The following is a 14,555-nucleotide window of genomic DNA, read 5'->3' on the forward strand; positions in this document are numbered from 1 at the left end:
GTTTCACTCTGGTTTTGGTGTGGCGCTAAAACTAGAGTCCACATCAGGATGACGAGTACATGAAACCAATATTTGGTCGAGGTCCTTCTTTACAACTTCGGTTATTTCTTGCTGTTACATTATCAGCCGGCTTAATGCTGGCTGATAGTCGTTTAGATACTTTCTCAAATTTCCGTTATTTGCTGAACAGTGCGGTCGCACCGATTCAATATGCTGCCAATCTTCCCAGAACGATGTTTGATGGCGTTTATGAACGGCTGAATACCCGTCAGGGATTAGCTGAACAAAACGTGAACCTCAAACGTGAAGTTCTACGCCTGAAAAGCGATTTAATTTTGCTTGACCAGTATCGTGAAGAAAACCAGCGTTTCAGAGAACTGTTAGGTTCATCTTTCGTCCGGGATGAAAAGAAAATGGTCACTGAAGTGATGGCGGTTGATACTTCACCTTATCGACATCAGGTGGTGATTGATAAGGGACGCATTGATGGTGTTTATGAAGGGCAGCCCGTTATCAACGAGAACGGCATCGTTGGTCAGGTCACCTTTGTCGGAGCTCACAATAGCCGAATTATGCTGCTGACGGATTCGAACAGCGCTATTCCGGTGCAGGTAATACGCAATGATATTCGGGTGATAGCTTCTGGCAATGGCGCGATCGACGAGATTCAGCTTGAGCATATTCCAACCAGTACCGATATCCAGCCCGATGACCTTCTTGTAACATCTGGGCTTGGTGGAATATACCCTGAAGGGTACCCAGTTGCGCACGTTAAGTCAGTTCAAAGAGACAACCGACGAGAGTTTGCCAGTATTATTGCTGAGCCTGTAGTTGATTTTGACCGATTGCGATACTTGTTGTTGATCTGGCCTAGCAGCGACCGACAGCAACAAGAAGTTGAAGAGATGCTGAATGTACAATAAAGGATTAACACACCACTATGTCTCATAGTTCATTTCGCAGTCACCTAGTCATAGGGACGTCCTTGCTGGTGGCGCTGACATTACAGACGATCCCCTGGCCTGGCGTTCTGGACTTTGTTCGACCTTCCTGGCTGTTTTTGGTGCTTGGCTACTGGGTGCTGGCACTGCCTAATCGTGTCAATGTGGGCACCGCTCTGTTAGTCGGTCTTATCTGGGACCTGTTGGTTGGGTCTACATTGGGCATTCGTGGCATGATGATGTCGATAGTGATCTACATTGTCGCCCTCAACTTTCTTGTGTTACGAAACATGGCACTCTGGCAGCAGGCAACCATTATGGCGTTGTTATCTATGGGGTTAGAGGTCTTCATCTTTTTTGGTGAGTATTTGATCCAGGACGTGACTTTTAATCCAATGTCGCTGTGGAGTGGTTTGATTAACTGTATACTTTGGCCATGGATGTTCTTGTTATTACGTCGGGTAAGAAGGCAGTGGCATGTCAGATAAAACCAGCCATTCTAATATCGTTCTCGCGTCAACCTCACCGAGAAGAAGAGAGTTACTTAATCAATTGGGCTATCAGTTTTCGCAGGTGAGCCCGGACACTGAAGAACAAAAGCACGCGGAGGAAACGGCCTCCGAGTATGTGGAGCGCTTATCACGAGAGAAAGCGCGGGCAGGGCTTAAGCTTAGCCCAGACGATTCTCTGGTGATCGGCTCTGATACTGTGGTCGTGCTCAATGGGCAGGTGTTAGAAAAACCGGACCATTTTGAGGATGCGAAGGCCATGTTAACTGGCCTGTCTAATCAAAAACATCAGGTATTGACGGCGGTTACCGTCGTATCAAAAAATAAGCAAGCGTCGGTGGTCGTAACCACGGACGTCTGGTTCAAAACACTGAGTGAGCAAGAAATCGAACAATATTGGCTCAGTGGTGAACCCCAAGATAAAGCTGGCAGTTATGGAATCCAAGGACTCGGCGGGCGTTTTGTCACTCGTATAGAGGGCAGCTATTACGCTGTGGTTGGACTGCCACTGTATGAAACTGACCAGCTCTTGCAAGAATTTATAAATAATTAAAAATATTGAGGTGCGCTCATGAGTGCAGAGCTGTTAATAAACGTAACTCCTAGTGAAACAAGAGTTGCTATGATTGAAGGTGGAATTCTGCAGGAAGTCCACATTGAGCGTGAAGCAAAGCGCGGGATCGTAGGCAATATCTACAAAGGCAAAGTCAGTCGTGTGCTGCCCGGTATGCAGGCTGCTTTTGTCGACATTGGTTTGGAAAAAGCCGCGTTTCTGCACGCCTCTGATATTGTTCCGCATACGGAATGTGTTGCCGAAAATGAAAAGCAGCAGTTCCAGGTTCGCGATATCTCTGAACTGGTGCGTCAGGGTCAGGACATTGTCGTGCAGGTGGTAAAAGATCCACTGGGCACGAAAGGGGCCCGCCTTACTACCGACATTACCCTTCCTTCACGTTATTTAGTATTTATGCCGGGTGCTAGTCATGTTGGCGTTTCCCAACGTATAGAAAGTGAAGACGAGCGTAACCGCCTTAAGAATGTTGTCGCTGAGTATTGCGATGAAAACGGTGGTTTCATCATTCGTACTGCCGCAGAAGGCGCGAATGAAAAAGAGCTGGCACAGGATGCGGCCTTTCTTAAGCGTCTATGGCTAAAAATTAACGAGCGTCGTAGTAAATATAAGACACGCTCTACGCTATACGGCGAACTGGGCCTTGCTCATCGTATTCTTAGAGACTTTGTCGGCACCGAAATCACGCGCATTCAGGTCGATTCACGACTGATCTTCGAGAGCTTGAAAGAGTTTACCGGGGAGTTTGTTCCTGAGCTTGAGCAATTGCTTGAGCTGTATGAAGGGGATAAGCCTATCTTCGATATGTACGACACAGAGAATGAGATCCAGCGTTCATTGGAGCGCAAGGTCGATCTGAAGTCGGGCGGTTATCTGATCATTGATCAGACAGAGGCGATGACCACAGTCGACATCAATACGGGGGCGTTTGTTGGACGCCGTAATTTAGAAGAGACGATTTTCAACACCAATATCGAAGCCACACAGGCTATTGCTCGTCAACTGCGCTTGCGTAATCTTGGCGGCATTATCATTATCGATTTTATCGATATGGGGCTGGATGAACACCGACAAAGAGTGCTGGCGTCTCTGGAATCGGCACTCTCTAAAGATCGCGTTAAAACCAACATTAACGGCTTCACTCAACTGGGGTTGGTTGAGATGACACGTAAGCGTACCCGAGAAAGTATTGAACATGTGCTATGCAGTGGTTGTCCAACGTGTGAGGGACGGGGTTCGGTGAAAACGGTGGAAACCGTGTGTTATGAAATTCTCAGAGAGATCACGCGAGTCAACCGAGCTTACGATGCAGACAACTTTGTCGTCTATGCTTCACCTGCTGTCGCCGAGACATTGGAGGGAGACGAGTCTCATGCCTTGGCAGAGCTTGAAGTCTTCATTGGCAAGCAGGTTCGTATTCAGGCCGAGCCGTTGTATATTCAAGAACAATTTGACGTTGTTATGATGTAATGAGTGATTTGTGAGTCCTGGTGTTAATCGGATAATCCGTTTTTTTCTATGGCTGCTGTTGACCGTATTGGTAGTTCTTGCCTCTGCGGTCACTGCGCTACGCGTCGGATTACCTCAGCTCAATAAAGTTCAGCCCGAAATCGTCACCTGGATAAATCAGGGTACCGGGCTGAATGTGTCTCTTAAAGACGTACGCGGTTTCTGGCGTAATACGCACCCTTCCATCTCCCTGCAAGGGGTTTCAGTGAGCTTGTCCGCAAGCTCAGAGACCCGATTTGAGGTCGATAACCTTGAATTGGAATTTGATCTGATTCAAACCATCATTCAAAGGCAACCTGTGCTTGCGGACATGGTGGTGAATGACATGATGCTGGATATTCGCTCCGTTGACCTGCTTAAAGCGACCAGCGAACAAGCCCCCGCTACAGACAAACCTGCCGAAAGTGGTGAGCAGTTAATTAGCCGACTGGATAATTTGCTCCTCAGGCAACTTGACCGCTTCTCTGTCGCCAACTCGACGATTTTGTACCAGTCCATTTCTGGTGAGATGCGCCAATTGGATATCGATAAGCTGCAATGGCGCAATGAGAATGTCCGACACCTGGCTCAGGGAACGGTTTCCATTGCGGATGCGAATCTCAACGCCCTCGAGGTCAGAGCAGACTTTATTGATAACGGCTCCCTGTCTAGTGTTTCCGGTGATTTCTACCTGACGGTGGATGAAATGTCGCTTTCTCCCTGGTTGTCTGAACAACAGAAGCAGCAAACCGGTATCCAGGGTGGCAGCGTTAGCTTGAGAACCTGGATCACATTGGAGGACAGCAATGCCAAAGAAGCTTACCTCGAAGTGTTGCCATCAGAGCTCAACTGGTCAAAGCAGGGGCAAAACAACGATCTGTTTGTTGAGTCGGCCGTGCTGCACTTGCTGCCCACAGAAAATGGTTGGCAGCTAAATGTTCACGAGGTTAATGCTCGTACGAACGATGTGCCATGGCCTGAGCTGGATATTGCACTGGACTGGAACCGACAGCAGCAATGGCAATTGAACATCTCTCAATTAGACATTGATGCCCTGAAGCCTCTGGCTACATTAAGTCCGGATGAACAAGTGCAGCAGTGGCTTGACAAACTGAATCCGGGAGGTCGGATAGAAGATATCCGCATGGCCCAGATGCAGGGCGAGGGTTCCCTGAAATACTCAGCGAAATTTGCACAATTATCCATGTCTCAGTGGGCGCTGCTTCCTGGTTTTTCACAGGTTTCGGGCATGGTCAAAGGGGATCTGAAACAAGCGCACGCTCGGGTTACCGTGATTGATGATCGCTTTCCTTATGGCGATGTGTTCCAGGCTCCGCTGAACATTAAGCAGGGGCTTGTGGATGTCTACTGGCAAAATCACGGTGATACAGGTTGGTCACTTTGGTCGGATAAAGTCACGGCGGCGACTCCGGATTTACAGGTTCTGGGGGCGTTTAGGTTGGACTTTCCCGCCAACGACAGTCCGTTTTTGTCGTTTTACGCAGAAGCGGATCTCTACAATGCAGGTGAGACCTGGCGATACCTGCCAACAAGGGCGATGGGACAACGTCTTACCGATTATTTGTCCGCCGCGATTCAGGGCGGACGAGTCAACACCGCTAAATTGCTCTGGTATGGAAAACTGTCCGATTTTCCCTATCGAGAGCACAATGGTATGTTTCAGGCCTGGGTAGGGTTACGGGACGCAAAATTCAGCTTCGATACTAACTGGCCACCGCTTACTGACTTACAACTTGATCTGCTGTTCCAGAACGAGACCATGCACCTTGACTCCCGATCCGCCACGCTGATGGAGGTGAAGGGGAAGCGTATTACCGGGCGGATACCGGTGTTGAATGGTGGTGGGCATCTGGAGATAGAGGCGAAAGCCAGTGGTGATGGTAGCGCGGTACGAGATTATATGACTGCTTCCCCGCTGGTTGACTCGGTGGGGGCTGCATTGACGGCGGTACAGGTCGGTGGTGAAGTCGAGGCAGATTTTCAGCTTTATATTCCATTCTCTGGTGATGACACCCCATCAAGAGCCTGGGGCTATGCGCAGTTAAAAGACAATCATGTTGAGATAGACGCACCGCCAATGACACTGGAAAAGGTGTCTGGACGAGTGGAGTTTGATAACGATGTGGTCAGGGCCACAGGGTTGTCGGCGGATCTGCTGAATCAGCCAATTAGCCTTGATTTTCAGGGGCAAAATGCGGGTAAAGGCTATGCGGTGGCGATCGATGCAGTCGGTGACTGGACCACAGCTCCTCTGAAACCGTACATCGGTGAAAAGTTTATTGGACGGGTTAAAGGGCATGCTCCCTGGAACCTCGATGTCGACATTCAGCTTAACGATGTTGGTTTTACTTACCAGTTGGATTTGAACGCGAACTTAGCGACCATTACCAGTGAATACCCCTATCCGCTGAAGAAAGCGTTTGGCGAGTCAGGTAAAGCCAGGTTGCAGGCCTCCGGTAACCAAGAGGCGATCACTGCTCGGTTGCAGTTGCCATCGGTGAAATATCAAACTGAAATTGATATTACCGGCGAGGTTCCCGTCCTCGAAGCGACGAATTTGGTGCTGGGCAAAGGGGGATTCAAAATCAGCCCTATCGTTGGCCACCATTTTCAGGTGCGCTCAGACAAGTTTGATTTCGACCAATGGAGTGAGCTGTTTAAAGAGCCGCCTAGTGGTGAGAAGGCGGTGCTTGATGATCTCAACAAGCCTGAACTGCCATTGCCAAAGCGTGCCAGTGTTGAAGCGAAGGAGCTGATGCTGGGGGGGATAGAATGGCATGATGTGAACTTTGACGCCCGCTATAAGAAAGGGGGCTGGCAGTTTGAACTCGACAGTCAGGAAGCGAAGGGGCAGGCGAGCTACAGTGATAATAATGAACTGCATGTGGCGCTGAAGCGTCTGCATATTTACGTGCCAGAATTTGACCAAAAAGCAGAGCAAGATGAGTCATTGATCACTCAGGAGAATCCCGAGGCGCCTTTGGTGACCGATTTTGACCGTAGCTTTTTTGCTGCGTTGCCGGACACCCAATTAACGGTCGATAACTTTTGGTTTCAGGGTTACAAAGTCGGCAAGGTCAACATGGAGGTTGAGCGCGAAGGGAGTAAATTGGTGTGGCGTAAGCTGGATCTGACCAGTGGTACCAATCAGGTACATATTGATGGTGACTGGCAGGTCGCAGGGCAACAGAATAAAACTCGCGTTAACCTGAAAGTAAAAGGGGAAAACAACAGTGATCTGATGGAACGCTTTGGGATATCTTCAGGGATTCAACGCGCTCCTTTTGAACTGAATTCCAGTATGTCCTGGGACGGTGCGCCCTGGTCGATGCGACTGGATACGGTGAATGGTGAGATTAGTACCAAGTTGGGTAAAGGGGTGATCTCGGATGTCAGCGGTGCGGCCAGACTGTTGGGGCTATTCAGCCTGGACTCTATTATTCGTAAGATGCAGCTCGACTTCACTGATGTTTTTGACAAAGGGATGGCGTTTAACTCTATTACCGGCAGTGGTAAGGTGAGAGATGGTATTTTTGTCACCAACAATATTAAGATGGACGCAGTGGCTGGTGAAATGATCATTAAAGGGTTGGCCGATCTGTCTCAGCAAACCGTCGATGCCCAGGTTAAGTTCACCCCGGATATGACTTCTGGTATCCCAATTATCACTGCTTTTGCGGTTACACCGCAGACAGCGTTGGTGGTACTGGCGGTGACGACGGTGATTTCACCAGTGGTAGAAGTGGTGACGCAAGTGAATTATGAGGTCAAAGGGCCGCTGGACTCACCGACGGTGAAAGAGATTTCTCGAACCAAAGGTGAATACAAACTACCCGAAAACCTCAAAAAGGAGAGCAAATAAACCCATGAGCAAGGAACGCTTTGGCATTATTCAAATGACGTCGGGTCCCGATCCCCGAGAGAACTTTCAGTTCATCAAACAGAAAGTAGCCTTTCTAGCGGCAAAAGGGATGACCTGGATACTGACTCCAGAAAACGCGTTGGTGTTTGGGGCGCGGGAAGATTATCACCGTCATGCTGAATATCTGGGGAATGGAGAATATCAGGATAAATTGGCCGCATTGGCGAAACAATATCAGGTGAACCTGATTGTTGGTAGCTTTCCGATCCGCGTCTCCGAAGAGGAAGTCTCTACGACCACGCTGGTCTATGACCTTAATGGGCAGCGTATGAATCACTATGATAAGCTGCACATGTTTGATGTGGATGTCAATGACAGTCACAAGAACTATCGAGAATCAGAAACTTTTAAGGCAGGCACCAGTATCGCGATGGTGCCGACAGATTTTGGCGCAATTGGATTGTCGATCTGTTACGATCTTCGATTCCCCCATTTGTATTCAGCGCTTCGGGCGCAGGGGGCGACCGTTATCGTGGTTCCCGCAGCCTTTACGGCTGTCACTGGCAGAGCCCATTGGGAAGTACTGTTGCGTGCCAGGGCCATCGAAAATCAGTGCTGGATCATTGCTGCCAACCAATGTGGCAGACATCCCTGTGGCAGAGAAACATGGGGTCATTCGATGGTGGTCTCTCCCTGGGGAGAAATCCAGGGACAGCTTGGCGATCAAATCGGCACCATCACGGCAGAATTGAATTTCGATGTGGTTGAAGAGGTCAGGCAGAGCATGCCTGTTGCCAAGCACATCCGCTTTGAACAGCACTTAAACTAATTATATACATAAGAGCAACCGAATATGGAACGCATAGAAGACACGCTACTTGGGCCAACAGGCCTGTCTGAACAGGATATTGAAGCAACGTTAGCTAGCATTGCGACTCGCCAAATTGACTATGCGGATATCTACTTTCAATCTAGCTGGCATGAGTCGTTAGTACTGGAAGACAGCATCATTAAAGATGGCTCATTTAATATCGATCGTGGCGTTGGTGTACGTGCCGTTACTGGTGAGAAAACGGGTTTTGCTTATTCGGATCAAATTACTCTGGAAGGGCTGAAGCAAAGTGCCGTTGCCGCTCGAGGTATTGCCCAGCAGGGGCAAAATGGACAAGTGAAGGCACTTAGCCGTCGTGATAATCAGGCCTACTATGCAGCGGTAAATCCGCTAGAAAGTTGGGAGAAGCAACAAAAAACAGAATTGCTTAAACAGCTTGATGCTTACATCCGAACCAAAGAGCCATTGATTCAAGAAGTTTCGGTCAGCTTAAGCGGTGTCTACGAGCAAATGCTGGTTGCGGCTACCGATGGTACCTTTGCCGGGGACGTGCGTCCTTTGGTGCGCTTATCTATTAGCGTACTGGCACAAAAAGGCGAGCGTCGTGAGCGAGGCAGCGCTGGTGGCGGTGGTCGTTATGGTTACGATTTCTTCCTTTCAACTGAAGAAGGCCAGCAGGTTGCGTATAACTACGCCGATGAGGCGATCAGACAGGCTCTGGTAAACCTTGAAGCGATCGATGCACCTGCGGGCACTATGCCTGTCGTGCTAGGGTCAGGTTGGCCAGGTGTATTACTTCATGAAGCTGTGGGTCATGGCTTAGAAGGCGACTTTAATCGTAAAGAGTCCTCGGTATTCTCAGGGAAAGTGGGGCAGCAGGTCACTTCTGATCTGTGTACCATCGTGGACGACGGTACGCTTAAAGATCTGCGTGGCTCCCTGAACGTTGACGATGAAGGGGTTCACGGTCAGTACAATACCCTGATTGAAAACGGTATTCTGAAAGGCTACATGCAGGACAAACTGAATGCGCGCTTGATGGGGGTAAACCCGACGGGTAATGCTCGCCGTGAGTCTTATGCCCATTTGCCAATGCCTCGTATGACAAACACTTATATGCTGCCGGGTGAGCACTCTCCGGAAGAGATCATTTCAACCGTGAAGAAGGGTCTGTATGCACCTAACTTTGGCGGAGGCCAGGTGGATATCACCTCAGGTAAGTTTGTGTTCTCTGCGTCTGAAGCGTATTTGATCGAAGACGGTAAGATCACCGCGCCTGTGAAAGGGGCGACATTGATTGGCTCTGGCATTGAAGCGATGCAACAGGTCTCTATGGTTGGTAATGACCTGAGCATCGACCGTGGTGTTGGCGTTTGCGGAAAAGCAGGGCAGAGCGTTCCGGTAGGTGTCGGTCAGCCAAGCTTGAAACTTGATGCCCTAACCGTTGGTGGTACTGACTAAATTTAGTCAATTCAGTGCCTGGGTCCTTGGACTCAGGCACTGCCCCTTGCAACTACAAATTCTCCTCTGCAAACTCCGCCAGTCGGCTTCTCACCACACCATTGAGGTGGATATTGGCGCTGCCGCCAAAGTTCTTAAAGCGCTCCACCATATAGGTCAGTCCTGATGTCACAGGTGTCAGGTATGGCGAGTCTATCTGCGCCAGGTTCCCTGAGCACACAATTTTAGTCCCTTCACCACAGCGGGTAATGATGGTTTTGATTTGTGAAGCAGTGAGGTTCTGACACTCATCCAACAGCACAAAAGCATTTTGAATCGAGCGCCCGCGCATAAAGTTAATCGACTTGAACTGAATATTGGCTTTGTCGCAGATGTATTTTAATGAGCCCTCGGTACAGTGATCGTTTTTATGCAGCGCTTCCAGAGTATCGGTGATCGCCGCTAGCCAAGGCATCATCTTTTCTTCTTCTGTACCGGGAAGGAAACCAATAGACTCACCAATATCTGGTGTATTCCGGGTCACGATGATTTTGTCGAACATACCGCGTTCGATGGTCATCTCCAGTGCTGCGGCCATGGCCAGCAGCGTTTTACCACTACCCGCAGCACCGGTCAGGATGACTAGATCAATATCGGGATCCAGCAAAGCGTTCATGGCCATGCCCTGATAGATATTTTTGGGTCGTATGTCCCAGGCCTGACGGCACAACAGGCGCTCCTGACTGAGGTCACGAATGGTGACTTTGTCGCCGTCAATATCCGCTACACGACCAGCGAAGTCGCTGTTCTCATCGATTAAGTATTGGTTAATAAAGGTCGGGTCAATCACTTCACGATCAAAGGTGTGATAGGTCTTGTTGGCCAGCGTTCTGGTGTCGACCTGATCAATGTGCTCCCAAAAGGCTCCTTGTGATTTTTGGAAACCTTTAGTGAGGTACTGCACATCATCAATCAGTTGGTCTGTGCGGTAATCTTCGACAAACCGGACGCCTGCGCCTTTTGCTCTTAGCCGCATATTGATGTCTTTGGTGACTAACACGACTTCTCGTGGGGCGCGCTTATTCTGAACATCCAGCACCGCGTTGAGGATACGGTTATCGCCCTCCTTATCGGCGAAGGCCTTGACGGTTTCCTGGAGACTGTAATCTGCCAGGATAGAAATGGTGCCAGTTGCATCCATATTGGGTGAGAAAGGGATGCCCTCTGAAATTTCATCGGGTGTGGCATCTTTGAAAATATCTTCGAGTGCTCGAATCGCAACACGTGCATCCCGCGCGACATCGCGTTTACTGTCCTTAATACGATCGAGTTCTTCCAGTACCGTCATGGGAATGACGACATCGTGCTCTTTGAAAGAAAAAATGGCATGGGGTTCGTGGAGAAGGATGTTGGTGTCGAGAACGAAAATTTTACGGTCGGTATCGCCCATATAGTCTCCTTGCCGCAACTGGCGCTAGTCCTTGCGGTTAACTCGGATGAGGATCGAGTCAGACTTGGGGTCAATGCTGGCTCTGATTTCCTATCCTGATGAGTCAACCTTGCTTTGTTCAATCGATAGTGAGTCTGATTGAACCTGATACCCGTGTCAGCGTTATCACACGGTTCCTTGGTAACATGTTCATAACGCTTACATTTTGAGTATAAGTGAAAAAAATGCAGTTGAGTCCCTACATTTGACACTATTTTTTTGCAGTTTGATGTCAACCACGACAATGTAAAAAAAACTGAGATTTTCCTTGTAATTGGCGTGACCTGTATCACGCCTTCAAGTAAGATTAGCGACCTTTCATTAAGGGTGAATTGTGCGCATTTTTTGCACTATCACCTACTATTATTTGGGCGGGGTTTTGCGCTCGGGGTGGCATTCAGATTTGCCCCGGTTACCGTCAAAATAACTCAAAGAATTCGACAAGAGTTGAGGTAGTCTCTCTATGACATTTGCTTTAGGGCAGCGCTGGATTAGCGATACGGAAAGTGATTTAGGTTTGGGTACGGTCGTTGCATTGGATGCGAGAACAGTGTCTCTTATGTTTGCGGCATCAGAAGAGAATCGTGTTTATGCACGTAATGATGCTCCAGTCACCCGAGTTACGTTTAATGTTGGCGATGTCATAGATAGTCAGGAAGGCTGGTCTCTGTTGGTGGATGAAGTATCTGAAGACCAAGGCATTCTGACCTATATCGGTACCCGTCAGGATACCGAGGAACAAGATGTGGTGCTGCGCGAAATCTTCCTTAGCCACCAGATCCGCTTTAATAAGCCTCAGGACAAGTTGTTTGCAGGCCAGATTGACCGAATGGACAACTTTGTGCTGCGTTACCGTGCGCTGAGCAATCAGTATGAGCAGCATAAGAGTCCGATGCGTGGCCTGTGTGGTATGCGTGCCGGTCTGATCCCTCATCAGCTATTCATCGCCCATGAAGTGGGTCGCCGTTACGCCCCTCGCGTTTTGTTGGCCGACGAAGTGGGGTTGGGTAAAACCATCGAAGCAGGCATGATCATTCATCAGCAGGTATTGTCTGGCCGCGCTCAGCGTGTATTGATTGTGGTACCTGAAACACTGCAACACCAATGGCTGGTCGAAATGATGCGTCGATTCAACCTGCACTTTTCCATCTTTGATGAAGAGCGTTGTATTGAAGCGTTTGCTGAAGCGGATAATCCATTTGATACGCAACAATTGGTGTTGTGCTCGCTGGATTTCTTGCGCAAGAGTCGCAAACGTTTTGAGCAGGCATTAGAGGGAGAGTGGGACCTACTGGTAGTCGATGAAGCTCACCATCTTGAGTGGAGCCAGGATAATCCTAGCCGTCAATATCAGGTTGTTGAAGCTCTGGCTGAGAAAACTCCGGGTGTCCTGTTGTTGACCGCAACGCCAGAACAGCTTGGTCGAGAAAGTCACTTTGCGCGTTTGCGTCTTCTGGATGCGGATCGCTTCTTTGATTATGACGCTTTCGTCAAAGAGGAAGAACAGTATGCACCGGTAGCAGATGCCGTAACGGCTCTGTTTTCCGGACACGCTTTGGCTGACGATGCTAAAAACCAAATTACCGAGTTACTGTCTGAGCAGGATGTTGAGCCACTTTTTAAGGTGTTGGAGAGTAATGCCAGCGACGAAGAACAGGCGACGGCAAGGCAAGAGCTGATCGACAACCTGATGGACCGTCACGGTACCGGACGCGTGCTATTCAGAAACACTCGTGCTGCGATAAAAGGCTTCCCGACGCGTAACGTGAATCTGGTGCCGATGCCTATCCCTCAGCAGTACACCACATCCATGCGTGTCTCTGGCATGATTGGCGGCAAGATGACCCCGGAAGCGCGTGCGATGAAGATGCTGTATCCGGAGGAAATCTTCCAGGAGTTTGAGGGGGAGGATTCAAGCTGGTGGCAGTTTGACTCCCGAGTCAATTGGCTGATTGAAAAAATTACGGCCAAACGCAGCGAGAAAATACTGGTCATCGCGTCGCGTGCAAGTACAGCTTTGCAGCTAGAGCAGGCATTGCGCGAACGTGAAGGCATTCGCGCTACCGTATTCCACGAAGGTATGTCTATCCTTGAGCGCGACAAAGCAGCGGCCTATTTTGCTCAGGAAGAGGGCGGTGCTCAGGTATTGATCTGTAGTGAGATTGGCTCGGAAGGTCGTAACTTCCAGTTTGCCAATCAACTGGTGATGTTTGATCTCCCTTTCAACCCGGATTTACTCGAGCAGCGTATCGGCCGTTTGGACCGAATTGGTCAAAAACGAGATATTGATGTTCATGTGCCGTATCTTGAAGGTACGTCACAAGCGATTCTGGCGCGTTGGTTTAACGAAGGCCTGAACGCATTTGCCGAAACGTGTCCTACCGGTCGCATGGTTTACGACCGCTACGCAGAGAGCATTATTAATATGCTCGCCAGCGGTGAAACGGAAGAACTGGATGACGTGATTGAAGGTTCAAGAAAGTACAATCTGGAGCTAAAACACGAGTTAGAACAAGGTCGTGACCGCCTGCTGGAAATGCACTCAAATGGTGGCGAAGCAGCACAAGAGATCGTTGACAAAATCGCGGCAACGGATGGGGATACCAATTTGGTGACGTTCGCTCTGAGCCTGTTCGATACCATTGGCTTGAATCAGGACGACAAGGGAGAGAATGCTCTGGTTGTCACGCCATCTGAACATATGATGGTGCCGAGTTATCCGGGGCTGCCATATGAGGGAGCAACCATTACCTTTGACCGTGACACGGCGTTATCACGTGAAGACATGAATTTCATCAGCTGGGAGCACCCTATGATTCAGGGGGGCATCGATCTGGTGATGAGTGAAGGTGTAGGTACCTGTGCGGTGTCTCTGCTAAAAAACAAAGCGCTGCCGGTAGGAACGATTCTTCTGGAACTGGTTTACGTGGTCGATGCGCAGGCCCCGAAACAAAGTGGCATTAGCCGCTTCTTACCACCAACGCCAATCCGTCTGATGATGGATGGCCGTGGTAATGATTTGTCTGCACAAGTAGAGTTTGAAGGCTTTAACCGCCAGTTGAGCCCGGTAAACCGTCACTTGGCCAGCAAGTTGGTGACCTCAGTACAAGCGGATGTTCATCGCCTGATTGAGTCGGGTAACGCTGCTGTCGAAGATAAAGTAGGTACTGTTCGTGAAGACGCACATAAAGCTATGTATGCCAGTCTCAACGGTGAGCTTGAGCGTCTTCAAGCGCTGAAAGCGGTGAACCCGAACATTCGTGACGAAGAAATCGAAGCCATTGAATCGCAAATTAAAGAGCTGGATGGCTACATTGCCAAAGCACAGGTTCAGTTGGATTCTCTGCGTCTGATTGTGGTCAGTCACAACTAAATTAGTGGTTAAAATGGCGCAGCCCGGGC

General features: G+C 49.3%; 9 protein-coding genes. 8 read left to right on the top strand and 1 reads right to left on the bottom strand.

Features of this window, described 5'->3' with window-relative positions; all coding sequences use genetic code 11:
• Nucleotides 1-59 precede the first annotated feature (59 nt).
• The 7 genes from mreC to tldD are packed head-to-tail and all read left to right on the top strand — an operon-like array spanning nt 60 to nt 9,685.
• A complete protein-coding gene (gene mreC, locus C4S60_RS03855) occupies nt 60-923 on the top strand; it encodes a rod shape-determining protein MreC (protein WP_103879026.1) in 864 nt (287 codons plus the stop codon).
• Nucleotides 924-940: 17 nt separating this feature from the next.
• Entirely contained in the window at nt 941-1,429 is a 489-nt protein-coding gene (gene mreD, locus C4S60_RS03860) for a rod shape-determining protein MreD (protein ID WP_103879027.1), read from the top strand.
• Complete coding sequence (locus C4S60_RS03865) at nt 1,419-2,003, top strand: Maf family protein (protein WP_103879028.1); 585 nt, start codon at nt 1,419-1,421, stop codon at nt 2,001-2,003. The genes mreD and C4S60_RS03865 overlap by 11 nt, the downstream gene beginning before the upstream one ends.
• Nucleotides 2,004-2,021: 18 nt before the next feature.
• On the top strand, nt 2,022-3,491 hold the full coding sequence (gene rng / locus C4S60_RS03870; protein ID WP_103879029.1) for a ribonuclease G: 1,470 nt from the start codon (nt 2,022-2,024) through the stop codon (nt 3,489-3,491).
• A 10-nt stretch (nt 3,492-3,501) separates the two neighbouring features.
• A complete protein-coding gene (locus tag C4S60_RS03875; RefSeq protein ID WP_103879030.1) occupies nt 3,502-7,392 on the top strand; it encodes a YhdP family protein in 3,891 nt (1,296 codons plus the stop codon).
• Nucleotides 7,393-7,396: 4 nt separating this feature from the next.
• Nucleotides 7,397-8,221 (top strand): carbon-nitrogen hydrolase family protein, encoded by an 825-nt coding sequence (locus C4S60_RS03880; RefSeq protein ID WP_103879031.1) that lies wholly within the window; start codon nt 7,397-7,399, stop codon nt 8,219-8,221.
• Between the two features lie 24 nt (nt 8,222-8,245).
• Nucleotides 8,246-9,685 carry a metalloprotease TldD gene (gene tldD / locus C4S60_RS03885; RefSeq protein ID WP_103879032.1) on the top strand — a complete coding sequence of 480 codons (1,440 nt, stop codon included), beginning with the start codon at nt 8,246-8,248 and terminating at the stop codon, nt 9,683-9,685.
• A gap of 52 nt (nt 9,686-9,737) precedes the next feature.
• Here the strand turns inward: tldD and C4S60_RS03890 are convergent, their stop codons facing one another.
• A complete protein-coding gene (locus C4S60_RS03890) occupies nt 9,738-11,114 on the bottom strand; it encodes a PhoH family protein (RefSeq protein WP_103879033.1) in 1,377 nt (458 codons plus the stop codon).
• Between the two features lie 502 nt (nt 11,115-11,616).
• Here C4S60_RS03890 and rapA point away from each other — a divergent pair.
• Nucleotides 11,617-14,526: an RNA polymerase-associated protein RapA gene (gene rapA, locus C4S60_RS03895; RefSeq protein ID WP_103879034.1), complete on the top strand. Its 2,910-nt coding sequence runs from the start codon at nt 11,617-11,619 to the stop codon at nt 14,524-14,526.
• Nucleotides 14,527-14,555: the final 29 nt, after the last annotated feature.

This window comes from Vibrio hangzhouensis, assembly GCF_900107935.1.
Classification (GTDB): domain Bacteria; phylum Pseudomonadota; class Gammaproteobacteria; order Enterobacterales; family Vibrionaceae; genus Vibrio; species Vibrio hangzhouensis.

Coding starts and splice junctions, on each gene's coding strand:
- mreC (WP_103879026.1), top strand. CDS start 60: ATGAAACCAATATTTGGTCGAGGTCCTTCTTTACAACTTCGGTTATTT.
- mreD (WP_103879027.1), top strand. CDS start 941: ATGTCTCATAGTTCATTTCGCAGTCACCTAGTCATAGGGACGTCCTTG.
- C4S60_RS03865 (WP_103879028.1), top strand. CDS start 1,419: ATGTCAGATAAAACCAGCCATTCTAATATCGTTCTCGCGTCAACCTCA.
- rng (WP_103879029.1), top strand. CDS start 2,022: ATGAGTGCAGAGCTGTTAATAAACGTAACTCCTAGTGAAACAAGAGTT.
- C4S60_RS03880 (WP_103879031.1), top strand. CDS start 7,397: ATGAGCAAGGAACGCTTTGGCATTATTCAAATGACGTCGGGTCCCGAT.
- tldD (WP_103879032.1), top strand. CDS start 8,246: ATGGAACGCATAGAAGACACGCTACTTGGGCCAACAGGCCTGTCTGAA.
- C4S60_RS03890 (WP_103879033.1), bottom strand. CDS start 11,114: ATGGGCGATACCGACCGTAAAATTTTCGTTCTCGACACCAACATCCTT.
- rapA (WP_103879034.1), top strand. CDS start 11,617: ATGACATTTGCTTTAGGGCAGCGCTGGATTAGCGATACGGAAAGTGAT.